This window comes from Candidatus Rhodobacter oscarellae (assembly GCF_001078595.1).
In the GTDB taxonomy this organism is placed as follows: Bacteria; Pseudomonadota; Alphaproteobacteria; order Rhodobacterales; family Rhodobacteraceae; genus Rhodobacter_B; species Rhodobacter_B oscarellae.
Genome location: NZ_LFTY01000002.1, coordinates 3,836,602 through 3,863,396 on the forward strand (window position 1 = coordinate 3,836,602; position 26,795 = coordinate 3,863,396).

Consider the following 26,795-nt stretch of genomic DNA (forward strand, 5'->3'; position numbering starts at 1 on the left):
CACTAAGCGGCGACGGCGGGGATGCAAGGCCGACGCCGCGCTCAACTTCAGCCTGCGACCCATTTCTCTGGGCCAGCATAGCCACGAGACGCTTTCGCTAGCGCCTGCACGGCAGTTCTGTCGTTGCTGCAGGTAGAGTGAAATTCGTTGAAGGTGTTGCCTGCCCTTGGCCGTTCCATCACGAAGAAGTCGCAGTATTGATCGCATAACGTACATGAGAAGGACCACCAGTTGTCGTGAGTGTCGAAGTAGTCCTTGGCTTGGGTGACCATCTCATGAAGCCCCATGCTGTGATAGCCTGCCCCCTCGGGTAGAAACTTGGTCATGTGCGGGCCATTGATTTCGCAGATGGTTGCCAGCCCAAAGAAGGTGTTCCAATGGCGTCGGATGGAGAGTGTGTAAGCCCTTCCACACCACGTCAGCGGCTTTAGTGACATTCCCCTAATCCTCCACCTTCAGGGCCCGTTCCATTGCCCTCTTGGCTACCTTTAGTTTGGCATCGTCTCCCAGATGGTGCTTGTTGCCAATACCTCCGAGAGAGTGTCCGAGGATGACGTTCTGAACCAACTCTTCCACCCCGGCAGTCACAAGCAAGCCCTTCATGTTGTGGCGGAGTGAATGCACCACATGGTCCTTGTTCAGGGTCACCTTCCGCAGCTTGTTCATGAGCACCTTGGAGGCGGTCGTGGGGCCTCCCTTCTTCCCGTAGCGGGGAAACGCCATGTGACCCTCTAGGGGCAACTGAAGGGCCTGCTGTGCGGCGTTGAGAGCGTCTCCAACAAGCGGCACCCGTCGCGCCGAGGCCTGCCCCTTCACGCGCCTGTCTTCATGCCACGTCACCACTATGTGAGGCAGGTCGCCGGTCACCACCACATCCTCCTCCCTGAGGCCGGTTACCTCCGCAAGTCGGCATCCGGTGCCCTCCAACAGTCGCCACACAAGCTGGGCCTCTGTATTGGCGGAGGAGAGAACAACCGCTCTTGCCTCCTTCAGCACCTTCGGGGGCAACGCAACACGTGACCGTTTGTTGCCCATAGCTTCCACCTTCCGGCCATACTCAAGGCCCGCGAAGGGATTGTGAACGGTGTCCTGAGGGTGAGTGCGCTGCCAAAGGGAGAGGGCTGCCTTAACGAAGTTCAATTCGCGTTTGACCGAGGATGGGGCAAGCCCGTTCACAGTCAGCATGTGATCGCGCACCTTACGGGCATGCTCGTAGGTGAGAGATGACAAGGCAGGGCATTCGCCCAGCGTGTCCTTGACCCGAACAAACACCCTCTCAAGGCGCTTGGCATCCTTCTTCGCATCCCCTTCGCCACCGTCCAACCTCTCCTCAAGATAGAGGCGCTTGGCGTCTTCAAGGGTCGGTTCAGGCCTGATGTCAGCTCCGTTCACAAGGTTCACCAACGCGCGGACATCATCAGGGAGACCCACCGGGTAACCGTTTTCTGGATCGACGGGGAATCCGCTTATGAGCGACTGTTCCAGCACAACTCGGTAGCTGTAATCAGCATCGGGCGGGACAAGCTCACGGAACCTCACAGAGGCCCGCTCATAGACCTCCTATTCGGTGGGTGTGGCGGTGTCAGAAGAGGAGGGAGAAGCCTTCAGTGCCTGCTCCGCTGCCTCCAAGACCTTGCCCGCCTCAGCCCTGACACGCGGATAGATGGCAACGGCTTTGGCTTCGGTGTCCGCCAGAACCTTCTTGATTTCGCGCGAGCCGACAATCTGCCGCAGTCACTCAGGGACACCACGACGAAACTCATAACGGCCCGCTTTGTTAATCCTCACATAGCGCAAGACGACACCCATCCTTGCACCTCTCTTGTACCCGGTTTTGTGCCGAGAGGGCTCTTACCGCTATGTTTTTGCTGAGAAATAAGGTTTTGACCGAGGGTCATTGGTGCCCAGGAGAGGACTCGAACCTCCACGTCCATACGGACACTAGCACCTGAAGCTAGCGCGTCTACCAATTCCGCCACCTGGGCCGGTGTCGTGAGAGCGGCATCTATATCCGCTCAATTCCGGTGTCAACGGGGAACGTGGCGGGTTGTTTACGGTTTTCGGTGTAGATATGCAGGCGAGCGAGACAAGCGGAGATCTAGCCATGTCGCAACTGGTCACCATTTTCGGCGGGAACGGGTTCCTGGGGCGCTATATTGCGCGCCGGATGGCCAAGCAGGGTTGGCGCGTGCGCGTGGCCTGCCGGCGCCCCAACGAGGCGATGCACGTCAAGCCCTACGGCGTTGTGGGCCAGGTCGAGCCCGTTTTCTGCAACATTCGCGACGACGCCTCGGTGCGGGCCGTCACCCATGGCGCCGACGCGGTGGTCAACTGCGTGGGCACCTTTGACGCTCGCGGGGCCAACAATTTTGACGCCGTGCAGGCCGAGGGCGCGGCGCGGATCGCGCGAATCGCCGCGGCGGAGGGCGTGGCGCGCCTGGTGCATGTCTCGGCTATCGGCGCGGATGCCGAGAGCGACAGCGCCTATGCGCGCTCCAAGGCCGCGGGCGAGGCCGGCGTGAGAGAGGCCATGCCCGACGCGATGATCCTGCGCCCCTCGGTGATCTTTGGGCAAGAGGACCAGTTCTTTAACCGCTTCGCCGCCATGACCAAGTTCGGCCCGGTGCTGCCTCTGATCGGGGCGGACACTATGTTCCAGCCGGTCTATGTCGACGACGTCGCCAAGGCCGCCGTGAAGGGCATCCTGGACGGCATATCGGGCACTTACGAGCTGGGCGGGCCGGACGTTGACAGCTTCCGCGACCTGATGCAGCGCATGCTGGGCGTGATCCAGCGCCGCCGCATGATCGTGAACACGCCGTTCTTTGCGGCGCGGATCATGGCCGGGGCTTTCTCATTTGGGAACGCCGTCTCGGGCGGGCTGGCGCCGATGCCGGTGACGCCCGACCAGGTCGCCTCGCTGCAATATGACAACGTGGTCAGTGACGGCGCGAAGGGCTTTGCCGATTTGGGGATCGAGCCCACGGATCTGGACGCTGTGCTGCCGGAGTATCTGTGGCGGTTCCGCCCCTCGGGGCAATACGCGGCGATCAAGGATTCGGCGAAAAACCTGCGCGCCTAGAGGGACTTGCCACGGGCCGACACCGGCCAGAGGCACTCCACCACGCCGCCGCGCAGGCCCACGAACCAGTCATGCAGGTTCACATTGGGGTCGCAATGGCCCGGGATCAGCCGCAGCCTGTCGTTCAGCCGCAGCCGGTTGGCGGGATCCGCGATCTGGCCATGCTCGTCTGAGGCGCCCAGATAGCTGAGGTCGTCATCGGCGCAGCGCGGCAGGCCGCTATCCACGGCGAGCGACTTTAGCCCCGCATCGCAGACCGCCTGGCCGGGTTTCGCCACGCTGATCACGCTGGCCAAAACGAAGAGCGCATAGCCGAACCGTTGGTCGAGCCGCTGGCCCTTATGGTCCTCAATGCGGCCATAATCGGCATCCATGAAGGCGTAAGAGCCGCATTGCAGTTCGGTGAAGAGCGGCGAGGCGCTCTCGGTGCGGTAGGAGCCCGTGCCGCCGCCGGTCACCACCTCGGGCGGCAGGCCCGCATCGGCCAACGCCGCCACGGTGCGCGCGGTCAGGTCCTCGGCTCTGGCGAGTGTCTCGGCCTGCTGAGCGGGGTCCGCGATATGCTGTGCGGCGCCCTGATAGGATTGCAGCCCCTCGAGGCGCAGTCCTTGGGCGCCCTCAATGACGCGCGCCAGGGCGACGGCCTCCTGCGGCTCGGTGACCCCGCAGCGCCCGGCGCCGCTGTCGATCTCTACCAGGCAGTGAAGCTCTATGCCGTGGGTGGTCGCGGCCGCCGATATCGCTGAGACGTTCTGCATGTCGTCCACACAGACTGAGATCCGCGTGCCTTTGGCCGCCAGCCCGGCAAGCCGGTCGAGCTTTGCCGGGTCGGTCACTTGGTTTGAGACCAGAATATCGGGGATGCCGCCGCGGGCGAAGGCCTCGGCCTCGGAGACCTTCTGCGCGCAGAGCCCAACCGCGCCGCGCGCCATCTGCAACCGCGCCACGTCCACGGATTTGTGCATCTTGCCATGCGGGCGCAGACGCATGCCATGCGCCTTTGCCTCGGCGGCCATGGTGGCGAGGTTGCGCTCCAGCACGTCCAGGTCGAGCACCAAAGCGGGCGTCAGGATCTCGGCCTCCATCATGCCAGGGCGGGCGGGAATGTCATAGCCAAGCTCTAGGTCATCGAGGGTCATGTATATGCAATCCATAGCAAAATCACGCCCAGCAGGACGCGGTAAATCACGTAGGGTGTGAAGCTGACCGAACGCAAAAGGCGCATCATAATCGCCAATGCCAGCAGGGCCGAAACAAAGGCGAAGCCCGCGGCGATCGCGCCGTCGCGGGCGGCTTGGATGTCGGCGGTGGCGACCACCTCGGCGCCCTTCAGCGCACCTGAGGCCAGGATCGTTGGGATCGACATCAGCATGGCGATTTTGGCCGCGCCGTGCCGGTCGTAGCCCAGAAGCCGCCCCGCGGTGATCGTGATGCCCGAGCGCGAGGTGCCGGGGATTAGCGCAACCGCCTGCCAAAGTCCGAAGATCCAGGCGTGGCGACTGTTCCAGTCGCGATCCTGCAGCGCCGTGCCGCCGCGCTGGTCGGCCCAGTAGAGCAGCACGCCGAAGACCAGCATCGTCCAGCCGATCACGTCGATGCGCCGCAGCGCATCATCGAGGCCGGTGGCGGCGAGGATCGCACCGACGATGACCACCGGGATCGTGGCAATCATCAGCAGGAAGGCCAGCCGCGCGCCCGGGCTCTCCAGCCGACCGGTGACCAGCCCCGGCAGGCCCGACAGCGCCAGCCGCACGTCGCGCCAGAAGTACAGGATCACCGCGCCCAGCGTGCCCAGATGCACCGCCACGTCGATCACCTGGCCCTGATCGGCAAGACCGGTGACATTCGGCAGCAGGATAAGGTGACCGGAGGAGGAAACCGGCAGGAACTCGGTGATCCCTTGGATCACAGCAACCAAGAAAAGGTGTAGAAGGGGCATATTAACGGGTCCGCCGATTCGTTTTGGGCACACTAACCGTTTGGGATTCCCGGAAAAGCACTCATTTAGGTCACCTCTGCTTACCTAAATTCGCACCCGCGGCGTGGCATTTCCGCCGATTTCCGTCTAAACTTCGAAAAAAGGTCACACTAACTGACTTTATTTCTGCAAACGGGTGGCCTATACGGGCGCTCCACGCGCGGAGCCAGGGAGATCTAGCCGCTATGTCCAAGCAACGCATGCTTCAATTCGTAGACGTCGCCCGTGACATGCCCGAAAAGCGTGACGCGAGCATACGTAACGAGGATTTCCACGAGATTTATGCCGAGTACGCCCGCGAGAAGGCCGCCGAGCAGGCCGCGCGCTGCAGCCAATGCGGCGTGCCCTACTGTCAGAGCCACTGCCCGCTGCACAACAACATCCCCGACTGGCTGAAACTCACCGCCGAAGGCCGCCTGCAAGAGGCCTATGAGCTGAGCCAATCCACCAACACCTTCACCGAGGTCTGCGGCCGGATCTGCCCGCAGGACCGCCTGTGCGAGGGCAACTGCGTCATCGAGCAATCCGGCCACGGCACCGTGACCATCGGCGCCATCGAGAAGTACCTCACCGACATGGCCTGGGAGCAGGGCTGGGTGAAGCCCATCGTGGCCCCCCAGGAGCGCGCCGAGAGCGTCGCCATCATCGGCGCGGGCCCCGGCGGCATGGCCGCCGCCGACGCGCTGCGCCGCCAGGGCGTGCAGGTCACCGTCTACGACCGCTATGACCGCGCCGGCGGGCTGATGACCTACGGCATCCCCGGCTTTAAGCTGGAGAAGGACGTGGTGATGAAGCGCGTCGACCAGCAGATCGAGGGCGGCGTGGAGTTCGTGCTGAACTGCAATGTCGGCGAGGACCTGAGCTTTGAGGCGATCCGCGGCAAGCATGACGCGGTGCTGATCGCCACGGGGGTCTATAAATCAAGGGACTTGCAGGCCCCCGGCGTCGGCGCCGAGGGCGTCGTGCGGGCGATTGATTACCTGACCGTCAGCAACAAAAAGAGCTTTGGCGACGAGGTAGAAGAGTTCGACAACGGCGAGCTGAACGCCGCGGGCAAGCGCGTCGTGGTGATCGGCGGCGGCGACACCGCGATGGACTGCGTGCGCACCGCGGTGCGCCAGGGCGCCACCAGCGTGAAATGCCTCTATCGCCGCGACCGCGAGAACATGCCGGGCAGCCAACGCGAGGTGCAGAACGCCGAGGAAGAGGGCGTCGAGTTCGTCTGGCTGACCGCGCCCAAGGGCTTCACCGGTGACAGCATCGAGGGCGTCATGGTGCAGAAGATGCGCCTGGGCGCGCCGGATGCCAGCGGCCGCCGCGCGCCTGAGGTCATCGAGGGCGCCGATTACGTCGAGGGCGCCGACCTGGTGATCATGGCGCTGGGCTTTGAGCCCGAGGACCTGCCCAAGCTTTGGGGCGTGGACGGGCTAGAGGTCACCCGCTGGGGCACCGTGAAGGCCGATTTCCGCACCCATGCGACCTCGCTGGAGGGCGTCTATGCGGCGGGCGACATCGTGCGCGGCGCCAGCCTGGTTGTCTGGGCGATCCGCGACGGCCGAGAGGCCGCCGATAGCATCCTGGAGTACCTGAACGCGCCCACTGTGATGGCGGCGGAATGACGGTTTGGGCGAGAAATTCGCTGTCGGCAAAACGTCGGCAAAACGTCGGACTTTTGTCGGGCAATCGTCTGGCACGCACATTGACCGGATCGCGCAACAGGTCGCAGGTCCTGACCTAAAGGATTAAGGAACGATGAAAGCGCATTGCCTCTGCGGCGCGGTTGAATTCGACGCCGAGATCGCCTCTGACAAGATCCAGGCCTGCCATTGCAAGCAATGCCAGCGCTGGACCGGCGGCGGGCCGCTTGTCATTGCCTTGGTCAAGAACGTGACCGTCTCTGGCGCCGATCACATCGCAAGCTTCCGCGCCAGCGAATGGGGCGAGCGCGCCTTCTGCAAGACCTGCGGCAGCACGCTTTACTGGAAGATGCAGGGCGGCGGGATCACCGACCTGCCCGTCGGGCTCTTCGAGGACCAGTCCGGGTTCACGATGGGCGAAGAGATCTTTGTCGACCACCGCCCGGACTGGCTGCCGCATTGGGAGGCCGCCGGGCAGTCGACAGAGGCGCAGGAGCAAGAGAAACTGCGCGCCTATCGGGAGGCGAGGGAATGAAGGGGCAATGCATGTGCGGCGCGGTCACCGTGACCGCCGAGCTGGCGCGCGACAATCTGACGGCCTGCCATTGCGAGATGTGCCGCCGCTGGTGCTCTGGCCCCTTCGTGGCGGTCGAGGCCAAGCCCGGCGCAAAGATCACCGGCCCCGCGAAGGTCGTGCAGACCAGCGACTGGGCCGAGCGCGCCCATTGCGCGGAATGCGGCTCCGGCCTGTGGTACCGCATGACCGACCCCGCCGGGCCGCACCGCTTCGCCGCAGGGCTCTTTGACACCGGCGAGATGCCCATCGCGCTGGAGGTCTGGATCGACCAGAAGCCCGCCGGCTACGCCTTCGCGGGCGAGCGCCGCCAGATGACCGGCGCCGAGATCGTGGCGTTCTTCACCGGCCCGAGCGACGGGGCGGGCCGATAAGTGATACCCGGGACCAGGCCCGCGGGGCCCGTCGCGCCAGGAGGCGCGCGCTGGAGCAGGTGATACATCCCGGCGAGCCGGGTTTCTTGAAGAATAAAGGACGGTTCGACTGCGGCGCGCTGAGCTGATCCAAGCCAGCCGCGCAGATCGACGAGTATGGAGGTTACGATATGACCAAATATGACGCCAACTGGGTCGCCCAAGAGCAGGCCAAGCGCGCCTATATGGCCGAGCACGGGCTCTACCGCGAAGATGACGAGCACGCCTCCTGCGGCGTGGGGCTCGTGGTTTCCATCGACGGCAAGCCCAGCCGCAAGGTGGTCGAGAATGGCATCGACGCGCTCAAGGCCGTCTGGCACCGCGGCGCGGTGGACGCCGATGGCAAGACCGGCGACGGCGCGGGCATCCATGTGCAGATCCCTGTGCCGTTCTTCTTTGAGCAGGTCGAGCGCACCGGCCACACGCCCAACACCGACGAGATGATCGCCGTGGGCCAGGTGTTCCTGCCGCGCACCGATTTCGGCGCCCAGGAGGCCTGCCGCACCGTGGTGGAAAGCGAAGTCCTGCGCATGGGCTACTACATCTACGGCTGGCGCCACGTGCCGGTGAACGTCGCCTGCCTGGGCGAGAAGGCCAACGCCACCCGCCCCGAGATCGAGCAGATCCTGATCAGCAACTCCAAGGGCGTGGACGAGGAGACCTTTGAGCGCGAGCTTTACGTCATCCGCCGCCGCATCGAGAAGGCCACCCAGACGATGCAGGGGCTCTACATCGCGAGCCTGAGCTGCCGCTCGATCATCTACAAGGGCATGATGCTGGCCGAGCAGGTCGCTGACTTCTACCCCGACCTGCAGGACGAGCGGTTCGAGAGCGCCTTTGCGATCTACCACCAGCGCTATTCCACCAACACCTTCCCGCAATGGTGGCTGGCGCAGCCCTTCCGCATGCTGGCCCATAACGGCGAGATCAACACGCTGAAGGGCAACACCAACTGGATGAAGAGCCATGAGATCCGCATGGCCAGCGCCTCGTTTGGCGACCATGCCGAGGACATCAAGCCGATCATCGCGTCCGGGTCGTCGGACAGCGCCGCCCTGGACAGCGTGTTCGAGGTGCTGGTGCGCGCCGGGCGCTCCGCGCCGATGGCCAAGACCATGCTGGTGCCCGAGAGCTGGTCCAAGCAGGCGCAAGAGCTGCCGCAATCCTGGCGCGACATGTACGCCTATTGCAACGCCGTGATGGAGCCCTGGGACGGGCCCGCCGCCCTGGCCATGACCGATGGCCGCTGGGTCTGCGCCGGGCTGGACCGCAACGGGCTGCGCCCGATGCGCTATGTGGTCACCGGCGACGGGCTGGTGATCGCGGGCTCCGAGGCGGGCATGGTGCCCACCGACGAGGCCCGCGTGGTCGAGAAGGGCGCGCTTGGCCCCGGCCAGCTGCTGGCCGTCGACATGAAGAAGGGCACGCTGTTCCACGACACCGAGATCAAGGACAAGCTGGCCCGCGCGCTGCCCTTCGGCGAGTGGGTGGGCAAGATCACCGATCTCGACGAGGCGCTGGCGAGCGTCACAGAGGCGCCCCTGTTCAGCGGCGCCGAGCTGCGCAAGCGCCAGATCGCGGCGGGGTACTCGCTGGAGGAGCTAGAGCAGGTCCTGGCGCCGATGGCCGAGGACGGCAAAGAGATGATCGCCAGCATGGGCGACGACACGCCCAGCGCGGTGCTGTCCGAGAAATACCGCCCGCTGAGCCATTTCTTCCGGCAGAACTTTAGCCAGGTGACCAACCCGCCCATCGACAGCCTGCGCGAGTACCGCGTGATGAGCCTGAAGACCCGGTTCGGCAACCTCAAGAACGTGCTGGACGAGGACGGCAGCCAGACCGAGATCCTGGTGCTGGACAGCCCCTTCGTGGCCAACGCGCAGTTCGACAAGCTGGTCGAGAGCTTTGGCGGCAACGTGGTCGAGATCGACTGCACCTTCGCGCTGGACGGCGCCCTGCAGGCCGGGCTGGACCGCATCCGGTCCGAGGCCGAGGACGCCGTGCGCTCTGGTGCTGCGCATATCGTGCTGACCGACCAGCATCAGGGCCCGGGCAAGGTCGCCATGCCAATGATCCTGGCCACGAGCGCCGTGCATAGCTGGCTGACGCGCAAAGGGCTGCGGACCTTCTGCTCGCTCAACGTGCGCAGCGCCGAATGCATCGACCCGCATTACTTCGCCGTGCTGATCGGCTGCGGCGCCACGGTGGTGAACGCCTACCTGGCCGAGGACAGCCTGGCCGACCGCATCGAGCGCGGGCTGCTGGACGGCGCGCTGACCGAGGTGATGGGCCGCTACCGCGCCGCGGTGGATGCGGGGCTGCTCAAGATCATGTCCAAGATGGGCATCTCGGTGATGTCGAGCTATCGCGGCGGGCTGAATTTTGAGGCCGTGGGCCTGAGCCGCGCCCTGGTGGCCGAGTTCTTCCCCGGCATGCATAGCCGCATCTCCGGCATCGGCATCAACGGCATCCAGAAGAAGCTGATCGAGGTGCACGCCCGCGGCTGGCTGGGCCAGCAGGACGTGCTGCCCATCGGCGGCTTCTACAAGGCGCGCCGGTCCGGCGAGACCCATGCCTGGGAGGCGCAGTCCATGCATATGATGCAGGCCGCCTGCAACCGCGCGAGCTATGAGGTCTGGAAGCAATACAGCGCCAAGATGCGCTCTAACCCGCCGATCCATCTGCGCGACCTGATGGACTTTAAGGCCATGGGCGCGCCGGTGCCGATTGAGGAGGTCGAGAGCATCACCTCGATCCGCAAGCGCTTCGTGACGCCGGGCATGTCCCTGGGCGCGTTGAGCCCGGAGGCGCATAAGACGCTGAACGTCGCCATGAACCGCATCGGCGCCAAGTCCGACAGCGGCGAGGGCGGCGAGGACCCGGCGCATTTCACGCCCGAGGCCAACGGCGACAACCCAAGCGCCAAGATCAAGCAGGTGGCCTCTGGGCGCTTTGGCGTGACCGCCGAGTACCTCAACCACTGCGAAGAGCTAGAGATCAAGGTCGCCCAGGGCGCCAAGCCCGGCGAGGGCGGGCAGCTGCCCGGCATGAAGGTGACCGAGCTGATCGCGCGCCTGCGGCACTCCACCCCCGGCGTGACACTGATCAGCCCGCCGCCGCATCACGACATCTACTCGATCGAGGACCTGGCGCAGCTGATCTATGACCTCAAGCAGATCAACCCGCGCTGCAAGGTGACGGTGAAACTGGTGGCCGCCAGCGGCGTGGGCACCATCGCCGCCGGGGTGGCCAAGGCCAAGGCCGACGTGATCCTGATCTCAGGGCATAACGGCGGCACCGGCGCCAGCCCCGCGACCTCGATCAAATATGCCGGCCTGCCCTGGGAGATGGGCCTGACCGAGGCACATCAGGTGCTGGCGATGAACAACCTGCGCGACCGGGTGACCCTGCGCACGGACGGGGGCCTGCGCACCGGCCGCGACATCGTGATGGCCGCCATGCTGGGGGCCGAGGAATACGGCATCGGCACCGCCGCCCTGATCGCCATGGGCTGCATCATGGTGCGGCAGTGCCAGTCCAACACCTGCCCGGTGGGCGTCTGCACCCAGGACGAGCGCCTGCGCGAGAAGTTCACCGGCTCGGCGGATAAGGTCGTCAACCTGATCACCTTCTACGCCCAGGAGGTGCGCGAGATCCTCGCGAGCCTCGGCGCGCGGAGCCTGGACGAGGTGATCGGGCGCGCCGACCTGCTGGGCCAGGTCAGCCGCGGCTCGGCGCATCTGGACGATCTGGATCTGAACCCGCTGTTGATCACGGTCGATGGCGCCATGGACATCGTCTATGACCGCGAGCGCGAGCGCGAGGAGGTGCCGGACACGCTGGACGCCGAGATCGTGCGCGACGCGCAGCGTTTCCTGGATGATGGCGAGAAGATGCAGCTTTCCTACGCGGTGCAAAACACGCACCGCACGGTCGGCACCCGGGTCTCGAGCCATATCGTGCAGCGCTTCGGGATGCGCAATTCGCTGCAGCCCGACCATCTGTCGATCAAGCTGACGGGCTCTGCCGGGCAGTCGCTGGGGGCCTTCGCGGCGCCGGGGCTGCGGCTGGAGGTCTCGGGCGACGCCAACGACTATGTCGGCAAGGGCTTGAGCGGCGGCACCGTGGTGGTGCGCCCGCCGATGAGCTCGCCGCTGGTGGCGGCCGAGAACACCATCATCGGCAACACGGTGCTATACGGGGCCACGGATGGCTACCTGTTTGCGGCGGGCCGCGCGGGCGAGCGGTTCTGCGTGCGCAACTCTGGCGCTAGCGTGGTGGTCGAGGGCTGCGGCTCGAACGGCTGCGAGTATATGACCGGAGGCGTGGCCGTCATCCTGGGCGGCATCGGGGCCAATTTCGGCGCCGGCATGACGGGCGGCATGGCCTATCTTTATGACCCCGAGGGCACCGCGCAGGACCTGATGAACATGGAGACCCTGGTGACCTGCCCGGTGACCGTGGATCATTGGATGGGACAGCTTGAGGGCCTTGTGGAGCGCCACGCCGAGGAGACCGGCAGCCAGCTGGCGATGGAGCTGCTGACCCATTGGGACCGCGAGCGGACGAACTTCCTGCAGATCTGCCCCAAAGAGATGCTGGCTCACCTTGCGCACCCGCTGAGCGATGAGCCCGGAGTGGAGATCGCCTAGCGCGACGCAGTCCAAGATCGTGGAATCGGGGCCGGAACACGTGTTTCGGCCCTTTTTCGTTGCAAACTTTAACAGGATATGCATCTTTTTTGGCAGATAGATCTGGGTGGGTCGCATGATTGCTTTGCAAATTTCCAGCCGCCTCGGGGCGGCGATAATCCTTTTTCTAGCCGTGTTTAGCGCGCCCGTGGCGGCGGGCTGCACCTATGGGGTGTGCTGGGGCGCGGTGGCCGTCGGCGACCGCGGCTTGGCGGCCCGCGCCAGCGCGATGCGCACCGCGCCGGACGCCTGGGCGCGCGCCGATCGGGTTTGCAACGGCAAATGCACACAAATCGAGGTGTTCCATTCCGGCTGCGGCGCGATCGTGCAGTCCGGGCAGACCGCGCGCTTCGCCGGTTTCGGGAGCACCCAAGAGGACGCCCTGCAGCAGGCCACAGCCGCGTGCGAGGCCAGCGGCGAGCGCGCCTGCCGGGTGCGCGTCACCGCCTGCTCTCAATGACGCAGCCAGCGCCCCGCCCTTGGGCAAGCCCTATGGAAATCTTTGTGGCGTGATGGCTGCGCTATGATACCCTTATTGCGAAAGGAGACAGCCATGCGCCATGCGATCCTTGTTGCCGCCGCCGCGGCCCTGCTGCATCTCGGCTCCGCCGCTGCCCTGGCCTGCGGTTACCAGGATTGCTGGGGCGCGGTGGGGATCGGCCCGAACGGGGTCTGGGGCTACTCCACGGGCTACCCAAGCGAGAACGGCGCGCTCGACCGGCTCTTTGGCGAATGCCCTAACTGCGAGCAATGGTACAGCTTCGTCAACGCCTGCGGCGCGATCGCGAGTGCGTCGGACGGCGCCTGGGGATCCGGCTGGGGCGACACGCAGGAACTGGCCGAATACTACGCGGTGGATACCTGCCTGGACTACAGCAATTCCGGCAACTGCCAAGTCCGGGTCTGGGCCTGCTCATACTGACAGCGCCTTCGGGGCGCGGCTTGGGTGGCTTGGTGCGACGGGCCCTGGGTCGATTGCAAAAGTTCATCAATTATTAGCGCGACTCGGGGAACAATCGACCCAGGGTGGGCGCGGTCGCGCGTCGTTAAAATGGGGCGCCATGATGGCTTGACGCCAGGCGGCGGCGCGTGTTTTGCCTCTGGCCATGGCGAAGAAAGCAAAACCGCAGCCAAAGCCACGCGTCCGGCCAATCCGGTTCCTGTTGCGCTGGGCGGTCCGGTTGTGCGTCCTTGCCGTGTTGCTTGTGGTGCTCGCCGTGCTGGCTTACCGGGTGATGCCGCCGCCGACCACGCCGTACATCCTCTCTGAGGTGCGGCGCCTGGGCGAAGTCGAGCGGCAATGGGTCCCCTGGGCGGAGATCGCACCGGTCATGGCGCGATCCGCTGTGGCGGCCGAGGACGCCAATTTCTGCCTGCATTGGGGGTTCGACATGGCGGCCATCCGCGCCGCCCTGGACGATGGGAGTGCCCGAGGCGGTTCCACCATCAGCCAGCAGACCGTCAAAAACGCCTATCTTTGGCACGGGCGCTCCTGGGCGCGAAAGGCGCTGGAGGCGTTGATCACGCCGCTGGTCGAGACGCTTTGGCCCAAGCGCCGCATCCTGGAGGTGTATCTCAACATCGCCGAATTCGACGCGGGCGTGTTCGGGGTGGAGGCCGCCGCTAAGCATTATTTTGGCAAATCCGCCGCGCAACTCTCGGGGCGGGAGGCGGCCAGGCTGGCCGCGATACTGCCCAACCCGAAGGGGCGCGACGCCGCCAGTCCCTCTGCCCGCGTGGCCAAGCGCGCGGCCGCCATCGCCGACGGGGCGGCCACTATCCGCGCCGATGGCCGCGCCGATTGTTTCGAGGATTGAACTGCCCGGCCTTTCGCGGCATTGAGGGCAAACCCGCATAAATAGCCAAACGAACAAATGAACCGTCTCTTTCACGTTCCGCTCTCGCCCTTCTGCCGCAAGGTTCGCCTGTCGCTGGCCGAAAAGAAGATCGAGGTGGAACTGGTCGAGGAGCGCTATTGGGAGCAGCAGCCCGAATTCATGCGCCGCAACCCCGCCGGGAAGGTCCCCGTGCTCAAGATGGGCGGCCGCGTGATGACCGAAAGCGCGGCGATCTGCGAGTATATCGAAGAGGCGCATCCCCAGCCCGCCCTGATGCCCGAGGGCAAGGACGCGCGGTTCGAGGTGCGCCGGCTGGTTGCCTGGTTCGATGACAAGTTTCACCAAGAGGTGACCTCGAAGCTGCTCTACGAGCGCGTCAACAAAAAGATCATGGGCCGGGGCTATCCGGAGTCCAAGAACGTCAAGGCCGGCGCGCAGAAGATCAAGTACCACCTGGACTATATGGGCTGGCTGCTGGACCAGCGCCGCTGGCTGGCCGGCGACGTCATGACGCTGGCCGATTTCGCCGCCGCCGCGCATCTGAGCGCGCTGGACTACATCTCGGATGTGGACTGGAACCGCAGCGCGGTGGTCAAGGACTGGTACGCCAAGATCAAGTCGCGCCCCGCCTTTCGGTCGATCCTGGCCGACCAGGTCCCCGGCTTCCCGCCGCCCGCGCATTACGCCGACCTGGACTTTTAGATGCCTGGGCCGTTGGGGGGCCAGCCCCCCAAACCCCCCGCCGTATTTGAAGCCGAAAAGAAGCAGGACCATGTGAAGGCGGCACTTGTGGCGCGCGCCTTGCAGGAGGGGTTCTCGAAATGCCGGGTGACGGTGCCGGACGCCGTGCCGGATGCGGCCGCCCGGCTGGCGCAGTTCGTCGAGAAGGGGCGGCACGGCCAGATGGGCTGGATGGCCGAGCGCATGCATTGGCGCGGCGACCCGGCGGCGCTCTGGCCCGAGGCGCGCTCTGTGATTATGCTCGCCGAGGCCTACACGCCCGACCATGACCCCCTGGAGGTGCTGGGGCAACGCGACCGCGCCGCGATCTCGGTCTACGCCCAGAACCGCGACTATCACGACATCGTCAAGAAGCGCCTCAAGCGGCTGGGGCGCTGGTTGATCGAGCAAAGCCCCTGCGAGATCAAGGTCTTCGTCGACACTGCCCCGGTGATGGAAAAGCCCCTGGCCGAGGCGGCTGGGCTGGGCTGGCAGGGCAAGCACACCAACCTTCTGGCGCGCGACCTGGGCAGCTGGTTCTTTCTCGGCGCGATCTTCACCACCCTGGAGCTGGCCCCGGACCCGCCCGAGGGCGAGCATTGCGGGTCCTGCCGCGCCTGCCTGGACATCTGCCCCACCGAGGCCTTCCCCGCGCCCTTCCAACTGGACGCGCGGCGCTGCATTTCCTACCTGACCATCGAGCACAAGGGCCGCGTGGACGAGGCGCTGCGCGCCAAGATGGGCAACCGCATCTACGGCTGCGACGACTGCCTGGCGGTCTGCCCCTGGAACAAGTTCGCGCAAGCCGCGCATGAGACCCGCTATGCCGCCCGCGAAGACCTGCGCGCGCCACGACTGGCGGAGCTGGTCCAGCTGGATGACGCGGGCTTTCGGGCGAAGTTCTCTGGGTCGCCGATCAAGCGGATCGGCCGCGACCGTTTCGTGCGCAACGTGCTCTACGCCATCGGTAACTCGGGCGAGGCGGCCCTGCGGGCCGCCGCCCTGCCCCTAGCGGACGACCCCGACCCCGCCGTGGCCGACGCCGCGCGCTGGGCAGCTATGCGGCTGGCGCAATGGTCATCCGGGTAAGCCCCTGATAGGAAAGGCGGGAAACCCTTCGAAAGCACCTCTGATGAACCCGTCCCGCGGCATCCTTCTGATGGTCACAGCGATCTCGCTATTCTCGATCATGGGCGCCCTGGTGAAGGCCGCCGACCGCATACCCGCGGGCGAGATCGTGTTCTTCCGCGCCTTCTGCGCGCTGCCGGTGCTGGTCGTCTGGCTGGCGCTGCGGGGCGGGCTGCGCGAGGGGCTGCGGGTGCAGAGCTGGCGCGGGCACGCCGTGCGCGCCATCGCCGGCAGCTGCGCCATGGGGCTGGGGTTCTACGGGATCAAGCTGATCCCGCTGCCCGAGGCCACGGCGATCCGCTTTGTCACGCCCATCTTGGTGGTGGTCTTCGCGGCGCTGATCCTGGGCGAGGTGATCCGCCGCTTCCGCGTCACGGCGGTCCTGGTCGGCCTGGTCGGTGTCATGATCATCATCTGGCCGCGGCTGGACCTAGAACTCGGCGACGCGGCCTTCCTGGGCGCGTCGGCCACGCTGGTCTCCGCCGGGCTGGCGGCCTTCGCGCAGGTGATCCTGAAGGGCATGGCCGGCAAGGAGAGCACCACCGCCATCGTGTTCTACTTCCTCGGCACCGCCTCCACGCTTTCGCTGCTGTCGCTGCCCTTTGGCTGGGTCTGGCCGGTGGGCGTGGAATGGGTCTGGTTGGTCGGGGCGGGGCTGTTCGGCGGGCTCGGGCAGCTCTTTGTGACCGCCAGCTACAAACACGCCGACGCGGGCACGCTGGCGCCCTTCACCTATGTCGGCATGATTTGGGCGCTGGGGCTGGGCTATGTGTTCTTCGGCGAGGTGCCGACGCTGGCCATGCTGGGCGGCGCGGCGCTGGTGATCGCCTCCGGCATCGCCATCGTGCTGCGCGAGCGCGCGCTGGGGCACCAACGCACCGCCGAGCAGAAGGTGCGCAGCTTGCTGAAGAACGGCTGAGCGGTCGGCCGCACGCTCCGCGGCGGCCGGTTTCGCAACAAGGGTCAGCGCGATAGCGCCGAGCTACGCCCGCACCAGCTTGTCATAGCCGTCAGCGATCTCTCGCGTCAGGTTGCCGACCTCGAAATTGTAGTCCCCGATGGAGCCCACCGGGGTGACCTCTGCCGCCGAGCCGGTCAGCCAGCATTGCTGCATGTCCTCCATCTCGCCGGGGTCGATATGGCGCTCATGCACTTTGATCTGGCGGTCCTTGAGCATGCCGATCACCGTCTGCCGGGTCAGCCCGTTGAGGAAGGTGTCCGCCAGGGGCGTGTGCACCTCGCCATCCTTCACGAAGAACACGTTCGCGCCCGTCGCCTCGGCCACGTAGCCGCGGTAGTCAAAGAACAGCGCGTCCGAGCAGCCCTTGGCCTCGGCGGCGTGCTTGGACGTGGTGCAGATCATGTAAAGGCCGGCGGCCTTGGCATGGACCGGGATGGTGTCGGGGCTGGGGCGCTTCCACTTGGAGATGTCCAGCTTGGCGCCCTTGAACTTGCTGTCGCCGTAATAGGCGCCCCACTCCCAGACCGCGATGGCCATGCGGACGGGGTTGCGCGCCGAGCTGACACCCATGTCTTCGCCCGAGCCGCGCCAGCACACGGGCCGCACATAGGCGTCCTTTAGGCCGTTGGCGTTCAGCACCTCGTATTTCGCGGCCTCGATCTGGTCGACCGTGTAGGGGATCGGCATGTCGATCTCGTTGCCGGAGAACAGCAGCCGCTCGGAGTGCTTGCGGCTGAGGAAGATCTTGCCGCCATAGGCGCGCTCGCCCTCGAACACGGAGGAGGCGTAATGCAGCCCGTGGCTTAGGATGTGCACGTTGGCCTCGCGCCACGGCACAAGCTTGCCGTCCAGCCAGATGACCCCGTCGCGATCGTCGTATCCTGCAGCCATGTTTGCGGTCCTTACATTGGCGGGCAAAGGCCCAATCTTTTCAATTATTGCGCAAATTATGGCCGATGCGGACATAAAGTTGCGCCAAATCCGGCGAATCGATAAAGGTTCACCCTTGGAATGTCAACAAGGCTGACATAAAATGGACCCAGATGTGATCAGCGGGGCGATGTGCATGGCAGAGGGCGGTACCGGCGGTCCGGGGGGCGAGAGCCTTCTGTTTCTGACCGACGAGCAGCTTCGCAAGGGGATCGAGGCGATGTTCTTTGCCTATCGCGGCTTCACCGCCGATCCCGACCGCATCCTGGCCGCGCACGGCTACGGGCGGGCGCATCACCGCGCGGTGCATTTCATCAACCGCGCCCCGGGCACCACGGTCAACAACCTGCTGAACATCCTCGGCGTCACCAAGCAATCGCTGAACCGCGTCTTGCGCGCGTTGATCGAGGACGGGCTGGTCGAGAGCCGCGTGGGCGCGCAGGACAAGCGCCAGCGCAACCTCTTCCTGACCGAGACCGGCGCGGCTTTGGAGCGAGAGCTCTCCGACGCGCAACGCGTGCGCATGCGGGCCGCCTATCGCAGCGCCGGGCCCGAAGCGGTCGCGGGCTTTCGCACCGTGCTGGAGGCGATGATGGACACTGACCTGCACCACCATTTCAAAGCGTTGAAAGAGGCCGGATCATGACCCTACCCGACGCGCATCTCTTAATTGTGGACGATGACGAGCGCATTCGCGGCCTGTTGCAGAAGTTCCTGATGCGGAACGGCTTCTGGGTCACCGCCGCGCGGGACGCCGCCCATGCGCGCAGCGTGCTGAGCGGGCTGGAGTTCGACATGATCGTGCTGGACGTGATGATGCCGGGCGAGGACGGGTTAAGCCTCACCAGGGCCCTGCGCGCCGAGGGCACCACGACCCCGATCCTGCTGCTGACCGCGCGGGGCGACACGGATGACCGCATTGAGGGGCTGGCGGCCGGGGCCGACGACTATCTGCCCAAGCCCTTCGAGCCAAAGGAGCTGCTGCTGCGGATCAACGCGATCCTGCGCCGGATCCCCGCCGCTGAGCCTGACGCCGCGCCTAAGGTGCTGTCCCTGGGGCCCATCCGCTACGACATCGAGCGCGGCGAGATGTGGCGCGGCGACGAAATGGTGCGGCTTACGGCCACGGAATCGCAGCTGATGAAGATCTTCTCGGCCGCGCCGGGGGAGGCGCTGACCCGGTCCAAGCTGGTTGAGGATCTGGGCCGGGACCATGGCCAGGCGCAGGAGCGCGCGGTGGATGTGCAGATCACGCGCCTGCGGCGCAAGATCGAGACCGACCCCAAGCAGCCGCGCTACCTGCAAACGGTACGCGGCGCGGGGTATATGCTGGCACCCGATTGAAGCTGGGCGACACAAAAATCTTCCAAGATTTTTGTAAATTTCTTGCAAGAAATTTGCCCCGCCAAGCATCAACGTTACTCCCAATCGCGGCCGTAGGGCTTGGGGATCTCCTGGGGATCGGTCCCGCGTGTCACCGGCCGCGCCCTAAGATCGGTGCGCACCGCGCGCAGAGCACCGCCACCAGTGCGGCGTGAAGGATGCTTGTCATTCGGCCGCCTTTGCGGTTCCTATGGTACCATGTCAACGCTGCTCTTATCACACCCCGCCAGTCTGGAACACGTGACCCCGCCGGGCCATCCCGAGAGGGTGGCGCGCTATCAGGCGATCACCCAGGCTTTGTCTGACCCCGCCTTCGACGGGCTGATCCGCAAAGAGGCGCCGATGGGCGACCGCGCGGAGGTCCTGCGCTGCCACCCCGAGGACTACGTGGCGCGGATCGAGGCCGCGATCCCGGCCGAGGGCTACCGCTCGCTGGACGCGGACACCCATGTCTCGCCCGGCTCGCTGGAGTCGGCCATGCGCGCGGTGGGCGGCAACTGCGCCGCCGTGGACGCGGTGCTGGCCGGTAAGGCGGGCAATGCCTTTACCGCGATGCGCCCGCCGGGGCACCATGCCGAGACCGCCACTGCCATGGGCTTTTGCCTCTTCGGCTCGGTGGCCATCGCCGCCAAGCGCGCGCTGGATCATCATGGGCTGGGCCGCGTTGCCGTCATCGATTTCGACGTGCATCACGGCAATGGCACGCAGGATCTGCTGTGGAGCGAGGGGCGCGCCTTGTTTGCTTCATCGCACCAGATGCCGCTCTACCCCGGCTCGGGTGCGGCGCATGAGACCGGCGCCCATGACAACGTGCTGAACGCGCCGCTTGATCCGATGACGGGCAGCGCCCAGATGCGCGCCGCCTATGACCAGGTGATCCTGCCCGCCGTGCGCGACTGGCAGCCCGAGCTGATCCTGATCTCGGCCGGGTTCGACGCCCATGCGGACGACCCGCTGGCGAACCTGAACTGGACGACCGAGGACTTCGCCTGGGTCACCCGCCGCATCTGCGAGACGGCGGACGCGGTCTGCGACGGGCGCGTTGTGTCCACGCTTGAGGGCGGCTATGACCTGGGCGCGCTGGCGGAGGGCACCGCGGCGCATGTGCAGGTCCTGATGGAGGTAGCCGGATGAGCGACACAGAGAAACCCGTTGGCGAGATGAGCTTTGAGGAGGCGATGCGCGCCCTGGAGGCGGTCGTGGGCCAGCTGGAATCAGGTGACGTGGAACTGGAGGCCTCGATCAAGCTCTACGAGCGCGGCGCCGAGCTGAAGAAGCGCTGCGAGGCCAAGCTGAAAGAGGCCGAAGAAAAGGTCGCCGCGATCACGCTGAACGCCGATGGGCAGGCCACAGGCACGCAGCCGCTCGATGCATCGTGACTATTCAAGAGCGAATAGCACATACGAGAAAGCTGATCGACCGGAAGATTGCCGCCCGAGTGGGCGGGTCTCTGCCATTGCATCAAGCAATGCGCTACGCGTTGGTAGGCGGAAAGAGATTTCGTGCATTCTTAGCACTGGAGAGCGCTAAGTTGTTCCAGGTTCCCGAGGAGACGGCGATCCGACCCGCCATGGCGATTGAGGCGATGCACGCCTATTCGCTTGTGCATGATGACTTGCCTTGCATGGATGACGACGATTTTCGACGTGGCCAGCCGACCGTTCATAAAAAGTGGGACGAAGCCACGGCGGTGCTTGCGGGGGATGCCCTTCAAGCGCTTGCTTTTGAACTCGCACTGCACCCGTATGGAAAATTCGGCGAGGAAAAGTCGACTGTCGGCAGCGATACTCAGCGCGCGCATTTCGCCTTTATGCTAGCTATGTCCGCCGGGAACGGAGGCATGGTTAAGGGGCAGGCACTGGATATAGCGGCTGAGAACGCGAAGGAACCCTTAAGCCTTGACGACATTCTTGATCTGCAGGCGCACAAAACTGGCAAGCTAATTGAATTGCCATGCCTGGTTGGGCCGTATTTCACCAACATTCCAGATCTGGCAGACCACCATTCGACCGAACGCATGGGCCTCTACGGGCACAAGATCGGCCTCGCCTTCCAGATCGCCGACGACATCCTCGATGTCGAGGGCGACGCCGCCACCGTGGGCAAGGCCGTGGGCAAGGACGCGGGCGCCGGAAAGGCCACCTTTGTCAGCCATCTGGGCCTAGACGGGGCGAAACGCCGCGCCCAGGAGCTGGTGACAGAGGCTATAGAGTGCTTATCTATCTATGGTGACGAGGCTGAGACCTTGAGAGAGGCCGCGCGCTTCGTTATCTCGCGCCAGAGCTAAGGCGAGGCATCCATGGCCGACGACAGACCACAGACACCGACACTGGACCGGGTGCAGAGCCCGGCGGACCTCAAAAGGCTGAGCGACGCCGAGCTGTGCCGCGTGGCCGATGAGCTGCGCGCCGAGACCGTCTCGGCGGTCTCCGAGACCGGCGGGCATCTGGGCGCGGGACTGGGCGTTGTGGAGCTGACCGTGGCGCTGCATGCGGTCTTTGACACGCCGCGGGACCGACTGATCTGGGACGTCTCGCACCAATGCTACCCGCATAAGATCCTCACCGGGCGGCGCGACCGCATCCGCACCCTGCGCCAGAAGGACGGGCTGAGCGGCTTCACCAAGCGGTCCGAGAGCGCCTATGACCCGTTCGGGGCGGCGCATTCCTCGACGTCGATCTCTGCCGCGTTGGGTTTCGCCGTGGCGCGTGATCTGGGCGGGGCGGCCGAGCCTGCGCTGGGCGATGCGATCGCGGTGATCGGCGATGGCGCCATGAGCGCGGGCATGGCCTATGAGGCGATGAACAACGCGGGCCACCTCAAGCGGCGCCTCTTTGTGATCCTCAACGACAACGAGATGTCCATCGCCCCGCCTGTGGGCGCGATGTCGAGCTACCTGTCCAGCCTCTATGCGGGCGCACCCTTCCAAGAGCTGAAGGCCGCCGCGAAGGGGGCCGTGAGCCTGCTGCCCGAGCCCTTCCAGGAAGGCGCGCGGCGGGCCAAGGAGATGCTCAAGGGCATGGCCGTGGGCGGGACATTCTTTGAGAGCCTGGGCTTTAGCTATCTCGGCCCCATCGACGGGCATGACCTGGAGCAGCTCCTGCCGGTGCTGCGCACCGTGAAGGACCGCGCCACGGGGCCGATGCTGATCCATGTGGTCACGCAGAAAGGCAAGGGCTACGCCCCCGCCGAGACGGCCCGCGACAAGGGGCACGGGGTGTCCAAGTTCGACGTGGTGACCGGCGCGCAGCGCAAGGCGCCCTCGAATGCGCCCAGCTACACCAAGGTCTTCGCGCAGGCGCTTCTTGAGGAAGCCGCCGAGGACGACAAGATCTGCGCCGTGACCGCCGCGATGCCGGACGGGACGGGCCTGAACCTTTTTGCCGAGCGCTACCCCAGCCGGTGCTTTGACGTAGGCATCGCCGAGCAGCACGGGGTGACCTTTGCGGCGGGGCTCGCCGCGGGCGGGATGAAGCCCTTCTGCGCGATCTACTCGACCTTCCTGCAGCGCGGCTATGACCAGGTCGTCCATGACGTGGCGCTGCAGCGCCTGCCGGTGCGCTTCGCGATTGACCGCGCCGGGCTGGTGGGCGCCGATGGCGCGACCCATGCGGGCGCCTATGACATCGGCTTCATGGCGAACCTGCCCGGCATGGTGGTGATGGCCGCCGCTGACGAGGCGGAGCTCAAGCACATGGTCGCCACGGCGGTGGCGCATGACGAGGGGCCGATAGCGTTCCGCTTCCCGCGCGGCGAGGGCGTTGGCGTCGAGATGCCGGAGCGCGGCGAGGTGCTGCAGATCGGCAAGGGCCGCTTGGTGCGCGAGGGCAAGGGCGTGGCGATCCTGTCCTTCGGGGCGCGGCTGAAAGAGGTTCTGGAGGCGGCGGACAATCTGGGCGCGCAGGGTATCGCGCCGACCGTGGCCGACGCGCGTTTCGCCAAGCCGCTGGATCGCGACCTGATCCTGGCGCTCGCGGCCGAGCACGACGTGCTCGTCACCATCGAGGAGGGCGCGGTCGGAGGCTTTGGCAGCCATGTGGCGCAACTGCTCGCCGATGAGGGCGTATTTGATACCGGTCTGAAGTTTCGGTCCATGGTCCTGCCGGACACATTCATCGACCAGGCCAGCCCCAGCGACATGTATGCGGTCGCAAAGCTTAACGCCGCCGACATTCAAGCTAAGATACTCACGGTTCTAAATGTGGATAACCTGGCAGATCGGCGCGCCTGATGCCGGAAATCAACACAAACTTGCAGGACGGACCGGAAAACTGCACGAATTGTTAGAAAGAAACCCGCCCACAGGTAGATGAGAGACACGTACTAAACGGGGCGGTAACATGAAAAAACTCATCCTAACGGGCGCATTCGCGCTGCTCGCAACCTCTGCTTTTTCTGGTGGGTTGCATGATCCGGTGGTGGCACCGGACGTGGTTGTCGTGGACGCTGTGGAATCGGCCGGATCAGACGAATGGGTCGGCGTTCTAATGACCTTCTTGACGATCATATATCTCGGCGTCGGCGGCTAACCTGCGCCTGAGACCGCGATTGTCATGTTAGCTATCGTCACCGAGAAGGGCGCGTAGCCCGTCTCGGTAGTTTTTGTATCTCAGAACAACGCCAAGCTCTGCCTTGATCCGCTCGTTGCGGACGCGCTTTGATTCCGCGTAAAAGCTGCGGGCCATGGGTGTCATGTCCGCGGCCTCATAGTCGATTGCGGGCGGTACGGGCACGCCCAGCAGCTGGGCGGCATAGGCGATCACGTCCTCTGGCGGCGCTGGGTCGTCGTCGCAGAGGTTGTAGATCGCGCCGGGGTTGGGCCGCGCGATGGAGGCGGCAAGCACCTGGGCGATGTCCTCGACATGGATGCGGCTGAAGACCTGGCCGGGCTTAATGATGCGCCGCGCAGTGCCTGCGCGCACCTTTGCAAAGGGCCCCCGACCGGGCCCGTAGATCCCAGCGAGCCGGAAGATGTGCAGCGGCAGATCGGCGTCAGCGGCCAGCGCTTGCCAGGCGCTCTCTGCCTCCACGCGCATCTGACCGCGCCGCGTCGCGGGGGTCAGGTCGGCGGTCTCGTCCACCCACCCGCCATTATGGTCGCCATACACGCCCGTCGTGGAGAGGTAGCCGACCCATTCGGGCCGGGATCCTTCAATCTGTGCCCGCGCGGCGTTCAAAACGGGGTCGCCCTCTGGCCCCGGGCTCGCGGAGATCAGGATATGCGTCGCGGTGCTTAGCGCCTCGGCGAGGTCCGAGCCGGGCCAGATCAGCGCCTCGGCCCCTTCGTCGCGGATGGTCTCGGCTTTTGCCTCGGACCGCGTCGTGCCAATCACCCGCCAGCCCTGCGGCAAGAGCAGGCGCGCCAACGCCCGCGCGGAATACCCGTGACCAAATGAGAGCAGCGTTTTCTGCATATGCGCGCCTTTGCTTACACCCGCCCCGACCGGGCGTTCCGCGCGAGTTATTCACCGATCCGGAGAGAATTAAAGGGCCCCAGCGCGGGGCGGCGCGATAAATTTGCCGAGACTTCGGGCTTGACCTGACATTTATTTACGTAATAGTTAATTAATGGAATTAGGAATTAATGACCCAATGACCCTACCAAAGACCTTTGCCGCGCTTGGCGACCCCACCCGGTTCGCGATTGTCGAGCGCTTGATGTCCGACGGCGCGCTGGCCGCGGGCGCGCTGCAGGACGTCGCGGATATCTCGGCGCCTGCGATCTCGCGCCACCTCAAGGTCCTGCGCGAAGCCGGCCTGATCACCCAAAGCGTGGATAAGCAGCGCCGCATCTACGCGGTGGCTCCGCAAGCGCTGGGCGAGATCAACGCCTGGATGGTCGAGCATGAGGCGTTCTGGAATGCCAGCCTCGACCGGCTCGCCGCCGCCCTGAAAGAGGACGACTGAATGCCCAATTTGACGCTAGAACGCAGCTTTGCCGCGCCGATCGAGAAGGTCTTTGACTTCGTCTCCAAGACCGAGCACCTGCTGAAATGGTGGGGGCCCGAGACGGTTCAAGTGACCGAGCACGCGCTGGCCATGGACAAGCCCGGGCCTTGGATGTCGGTGATGACGAACGATGCCGGGGGCCGCTTTAAGGTGTCGGGCCAGGTCACCCATGTCGATCCGCCGAACTCCATCGGCTTTACCTGGGCCTGGCATGACGAGGCGGACCAGCGCGGCGTGGAGAGCCACGTGACGATCCGGCTGGTGCCGGCCCAGAACGGCGGCACGCATTTCACACTGAGCCATGTGGACCTGCCCGACGAGGAGGCCGCGCAGAACCACAACCAGGGTTGGACGTCGAGCTTGCGCAAGCTGCAGGCGATGTCGGACGCGTAATCCAAAGAAGCGCAATAAGGAGGAATTTGAATGCCCAGATATATGTTTGTTTATCACGGCGGCAAAGCGCCCGAGAGCCCCGAGGAGGGCGAAAAGGCCATGGCCGCATGGGGCGCTTGGTATGGCGCGATGGGCGACGCGGTGGCCGATGGTGGGGGGCCTGCAGGGCCGTCCATGACCGTCAGTCCCAGCGGCGTGGCTGAGGATGGCGGCGCGAACCCGGTCTCTGGCCTCACCATCGTTGAGGCCGCCGATCAGGCCGCCGCCTGCGAGATGGCAAAGGGCTGCCCTATGATCGAAGAAGGGTCCGGATCCGTAGAGGTCGCAGAAATAATTCAAATGTGAAAGGAATCGTGTATGCTCTCACAAACCTGAAGGGGGTGTGAGATGTCTGAGCCAAGCCTTGATGGCGCATATGCGCTGAATTCACTCGATGATACCAAGCGGCTCTATGCCGACTGGGCGGAGTCCTATGACAGCGACTTCGCTGGGCAAATGGACTTCACCCTTCCGGCCAGTGTCGCCGAGGCCTTCGCGGCCGCAGGTGGTGCCGGGCCCGTCCTTGATTTTGGCTGTGGTACCGGGCTCATCGGCGAGCGGCTGACGCAGCTCGGCGTGGGGCCATTGGATGGCGCTGATCTGTCAAAGGAAATGCTGGCCGTGGCGGCCCGAAAGGGCTGCTACGGCCATCTCGTGTCAGGTGACGTGCTGGATGGCTATCACATGCCGGGGGCGCCCTATGCGGGCGTGGTCAGCTCTGGCACCTTCACGAACGGGCATGTCGGGCCAGAGGCAATTTCGATCCTGCTGGACCTGGCCGCGCCAGGGGCACTGTTTGCCCTGTCGGTCAACAAGCAACATTTCGAGGCGCTGGGGTTCCAGGCCGCTTTGGACGGGCTCGCGGATCGGATCGCGGCGTTGGAGCTGCCAGAAGTCCGTTTCTACGGGCCCAACGCAACCGGGGCACACAAGGATGATACGGGGTATATCGCGACCTTCCGCAAGCGATAAGGCGCGCGCGGCTCTTGTTCTGCCGAGGCGTTTTTGTTGGAGATTGTTAGGAAAATCTTGGTGATTCGTCCCGGATCATAGATCCGGGTGGGAGCGGCCGCTCGGTG

At 65.1% G+C, this 26,795-nt stretch carries 28 protein-coding genes and 1 tRNA gene; 22 read left to right on the top strand and 7 right to left on the bottom strand.

Going from position 1 to position 26,795, the window contains the following annotated elements; genetic code table 11:
- Positions 1 to 47 precede the first annotated feature (47 nt).
- From AIOL_RS23055 to AIOL_RS23065, 3 genes are all read right to left on the bottom strand, one after another.
- Positions 48 to 437, bottom strand: coding sequence for a hypothetical protein (locus AIOL_RS23055; RefSeq protein WP_160314556.1), 390 nt, complete (start codon positions 435 to 437; stop codon positions 48 to 50).
- A gap of 4 nt (positions 438 to 441) precedes the next feature.
- A complete protein-coding gene (locus AIOL_RS23060; protein WP_049645131.1) occupies positions 442 to 1,539 on the bottom strand; it encodes a site-specific integrase in 1,098 nt (365 codons plus the stop codon).
- A gap of 359 nt (positions 1,540 to 1,898) precedes the next feature.
- Positions 1,899 to 1,985 (bottom strand) — tRNA-Leu (locus tag AIOL_RS23065).
- 119 nt (positions 1,986 to 2,104) lie between these two features.
- On the opposite strand from AIOL_RS23065, the gene AIOL_RS23070 reads away from it, so the two are divergent.
- The gene (locus AIOL_RS23070; RefSeq protein ID WP_049645132.1) at positions 2,105 to 3,082 is read left to right on the top strand and encodes a complex I NDUFA9 subunit family protein; all 978 of its coding nucleotides are present in this window, start codon (positions 2,105 to 2,107) and stop codon (positions 3,080 to 3,082) included.
- Here the strand turns inward: AIOL_RS23070 and AIOL_RS23075 are convergent.
- Together AIOL_RS23075 and AIOL_RS23080 are read right to left on the bottom strand one after the other, a co-directional pair.
- Positions 3,079 to 4,221: a DSD1 family PLP-dependent enzyme gene (locus AIOL_RS23075; RefSeq protein ID WP_394298932.1), complete on the bottom strand. Its 1,143-nt coding sequence runs from the start codon at positions 4,219 to 4,221 to the stop codon at positions 3,079 to 3,081. The two genes, AIOL_RS23070 and AIOL_RS23075, sit on opposite strands and share 4 nt — an antisense overlap.
- Complete coding sequence (locus tag AIOL_RS23080; protein WP_049645134.1) at positions 4,218 to 5,021, bottom strand: undecaprenyl-diphosphate phosphatase; 804 nt, start codon at positions 5,019 to 5,021, stop codon at positions 4,218 to 4,220. The genes AIOL_RS23075 and AIOL_RS23080 overlap by 4 nt, the downstream gene beginning before the upstream one ends.
- Before the next feature lie 224 nt (positions 5,022 to 5,245).
- Between AIOL_RS23080 and AIOL_RS23085 the strand changes: the two genes are divergently transcribed.
- The 10 genes from AIOL_RS23085 (at position 5,246) to AIOL_RS23130 (ending at position 16,980) form a co-directional block, all read left to right on the top strand.
- Complete coding sequence (locus tag AIOL_RS23085) at positions 5,246 to 6,679, top strand: NAD(P)-dependent oxidoreductase (protein WP_049645135.1); 1,434 nt, start codon at positions 5,246 to 5,248, stop codon at positions 6,677 to 6,679.
- A 133-nt stretch (positions 6,680 to 6,812) separates the two neighbouring features.
- Positions 6,813 to 7,232 (top strand): GFA family protein, encoded by a 420-nt coding sequence (locus AIOL_RS23090; protein ID WP_049645136.1) that lies wholly within the window; start codon positions 6,813 to 6,815, stop codon positions 7,230 to 7,232.
- Positions 7,229 to 7,645 (top strand): GFA family protein, encoded by a 417-nt coding sequence (locus AIOL_RS23095; protein ID WP_235439144.1) that lies wholly within the window; start codon positions 7,229 to 7,231, stop codon positions 7,643 to 7,645. The genes AIOL_RS23090 and AIOL_RS23095 overlap by 4 nt, the downstream gene beginning before the upstream one ends.
- Before the next feature lie 170 nt (positions 7,646 to 7,815).
- Entirely contained in the window at positions 7,816 to 12,336 is a 4,521-nt protein-coding gene (gene gltB, locus AIOL_RS23100) for a glutamate synthase large subunit (protein ID WP_049645137.1), read from the top strand.
- 172 nt (positions 12,337 to 12,508) lie between these two features.
- Positions 12,509 to 12,835 carry a DUF4189 domain-containing protein gene (locus AIOL_RS23105; RefSeq protein ID WP_235439145.1) on the top strand — a complete coding sequence of 109 codons (327 nt, stop codon included), beginning with the start codon at positions 12,509 to 12,511 and terminating at the stop codon, positions 12,833 to 12,835.
- A gap of 93 nt (positions 12,836 to 12,928) precedes the next feature.
- The gene (locus AIOL_RS23110; protein WP_049645139.1) at positions 12,929 to 13,297 is read left to right on the top strand and encodes a DUF4189 domain-containing protein; all 369 of its coding nucleotides are present in this window, start codon (positions 12,929 to 12,931) and stop codon (positions 13,295 to 13,297) included.
- Positions 13,298 to 13,481: 184 nt separating this feature from the next.
- Positions 13,482 to 14,192: a monofunctional biosynthetic peptidoglycan transglycosylase gene (gene mtgA, locus AIOL_RS23115; protein ID WP_049645140.1), complete on the top strand. Its 711-nt coding sequence runs from the start codon at positions 13,482 to 13,484 to the stop codon at positions 14,190 to 14,192.
- 57 nt (positions 14,193 to 14,249) lie between these two features.
- Complete coding sequence (gene fzlA / locus AIOL_RS23120) at positions 14,250 to 14,915, top strand: FtsZ-binding protein FzlA (protein WP_049645141.1); 666 nt, start codon at positions 14,250 to 14,252, stop codon at positions 14,913 to 14,915.
- Positions 14,916 to 14,987: 72 nt separating this feature from the next.
- Positions 14,988 to 16,022 carry a tRNA epoxyqueuosine(34) reductase QueG gene (gene queG / locus AIOL_RS23125; RefSeq protein WP_049645641.1) on the top strand — a complete coding sequence of 345 codons (1,035 nt, stop codon included), beginning with the start codon at positions 14,988 to 14,990 and terminating at the stop codon, positions 16,020 to 16,022.
- A 43-nt stretch (positions 16,023 to 16,065) separates the two neighbouring features.
- On the top strand, positions 16,066 to 16,980 hold the full coding sequence (locus AIOL_RS23130; RefSeq protein WP_049645142.1) for a DMT family transporter: 915 nt from the start codon (positions 16,066 to 16,068) through the stop codon (positions 16,978 to 16,980).
- A gap of 63 nt (positions 16,981 to 17,043) precedes the next feature.
- Here AIOL_RS23130 and AIOL_RS23135 read toward each other — a convergent pair whose 3' ends face one another.
- The gene (locus AIOL_RS23135) at positions 17,044 to 17,913 is read right to left on the bottom strand and encodes a branched-chain amino acid aminotransferase (protein WP_049645143.1); all 870 of its coding nucleotides are present in this window, start codon (positions 17,911 to 17,913) and stop codon (positions 17,044 to 17,046) included.
- A gap of 175 nt (positions 17,914 to 18,088) precedes the next feature.
- Here AIOL_RS23135 and AIOL_RS23140 point away from each other — a divergent pair, with 175 nt between their 5' ends.
- The 7 genes from AIOL_RS23140 (at position 18,089) to AIOL_RS23170 (ending at position 23,864) form a co-directional block, all read left to right on the top strand.
- A complete protein-coding gene (locus AIOL_RS23140) occupies positions 18,089 to 18,598 on the top strand; it encodes a MarR family winged helix-turn-helix transcriptional regulator (protein WP_049645642.1) in 510 nt (169 codons plus the stop codon).
- The gene (locus AIOL_RS23145; protein ID WP_049645144.1) at positions 18,595 to 19,296 is read left to right on the top strand and encodes a response regulator; all 702 of its coding nucleotides are present in this window, start codon (positions 18,595 to 18,597) and stop codon (positions 19,294 to 19,296) included. Before AIOL_RS23140 ends, AIOL_RS23145 begins: the two co-directional genes overlap by 4 nt.
- 237 nt (positions 19,297 to 19,533) lie before the next feature.
- Positions 19,534 to 20,469, top strand: coding sequence for a histone deacetylase family protein (locus AIOL_RS23150; protein WP_049645145.1), 936 nt, complete (start codon positions 19,534 to 19,536; stop codon positions 20,467 to 20,469).
- Positions 20,466 to 20,714 (top strand): exodeoxyribonuclease VII small subunit, encoded by a 249-nt coding sequence (locus tag AIOL_RS23155; protein WP_049645146.1) that lies wholly within the window; start codon positions 20,466 to 20,468, stop codon positions 20,712 to 20,714. Before AIOL_RS23150 ends, AIOL_RS23155 begins: the two co-directional genes overlap by 4 nt.
- A gap of 89 nt (positions 20,715 to 20,803) precedes the next feature.
- Complete coding sequence (locus AIOL_RS23160) at positions 20,804 to 21,622, top strand: polyprenyl synthetase family protein (protein ID WP_082152758.1); 819 nt, start codon at positions 20,804 to 20,806, stop codon at positions 21,620 to 21,622.
- 12 nt (positions 21,623 to 21,634) lie between these two features.
- Positions 21,635 to 23,566, top strand: a complete 1,932-nt coding sequence (gene dxs, locus AIOL_RS23165) for a 1-deoxy-D-xylulose-5-phosphate synthase (RefSeq protein WP_049645147.1) — start codon at positions 21,635 to 21,637, stop codon at positions 23,564 to 23,566.
- A gap of 109 nt (positions 23,567 to 23,675) precedes the next feature.
- On the top strand, positions 23,676 to 23,864 hold the full coding sequence (locus AIOL_RS23170; RefSeq protein ID WP_049645148.1) for a hypothetical protein: 189 nt from the start codon (positions 23,676 to 23,678) through the stop codon (positions 23,862 to 23,864).
- A gap of 27 nt (positions 23,865 to 23,891) precedes the next feature.
- On the opposite strand, the gene AIOL_RS23175 is transcribed toward AIOL_RS23170, so the two are convergent.
- On the bottom strand, positions 23,892 to 24,749 hold the full coding sequence (locus AIOL_RS23175) for an SDR family oxidoreductase (protein ID WP_049645149.1): 858 nt from the start codon (positions 24,747 to 24,749) through the stop codon (positions 23,892 to 23,894).
- A 178-nt stretch (positions 24,750 to 24,927) separates the two neighbouring features.
- On the opposite strand from AIOL_RS23175, the gene AIOL_RS23180 reads away from it, so the two are divergent.
- The 4 genes from AIOL_RS23180 to AIOL_RS23195 are packed head-to-tail and all read left to right on the top strand — an operon-like array spanning position 24,928 to position 26,688.
- Positions 24,928 to 25,242 (top strand): ArsR/SmtB family transcription factor, encoded by a 315-nt coding sequence (locus AIOL_RS23180; RefSeq protein ID WP_049645150.1) that lies wholly within the window; start codon positions 24,928 to 24,930, stop codon positions 25,240 to 25,242.
- On the top strand, positions 25,243 to 25,677 hold the full coding sequence (locus tag AIOL_RS23185; protein WP_049645151.1) for an SRPBCC family protein: 435 nt from the start codon (positions 25,243 to 25,245) through the stop codon (positions 25,675 to 25,677).
- A gap of 30 nt (positions 25,678 to 25,707) precedes the next feature.
- Positions 25,708 to 26,022 (top strand): YciI family protein, encoded by a 315-nt coding sequence (locus tag AIOL_RS23190; RefSeq protein ID WP_049645152.1) that lies wholly within the window; start codon positions 25,708 to 25,710, stop codon positions 26,020 to 26,022.
- A gap of 42 nt (positions 26,023 to 26,064) precedes the next feature.
- The gene (locus AIOL_RS23195; RefSeq protein WP_049645153.1) at positions 26,065 to 26,688 is read left to right on the top strand and encodes a class I SAM-dependent DNA methyltransferase; all 624 of its coding nucleotides are present in this window, start codon (positions 26,065 to 26,067) and stop codon (positions 26,686 to 26,688) included.
- Positions 26,689 to 26,795 lie beyond the last annotated feature (107 nt).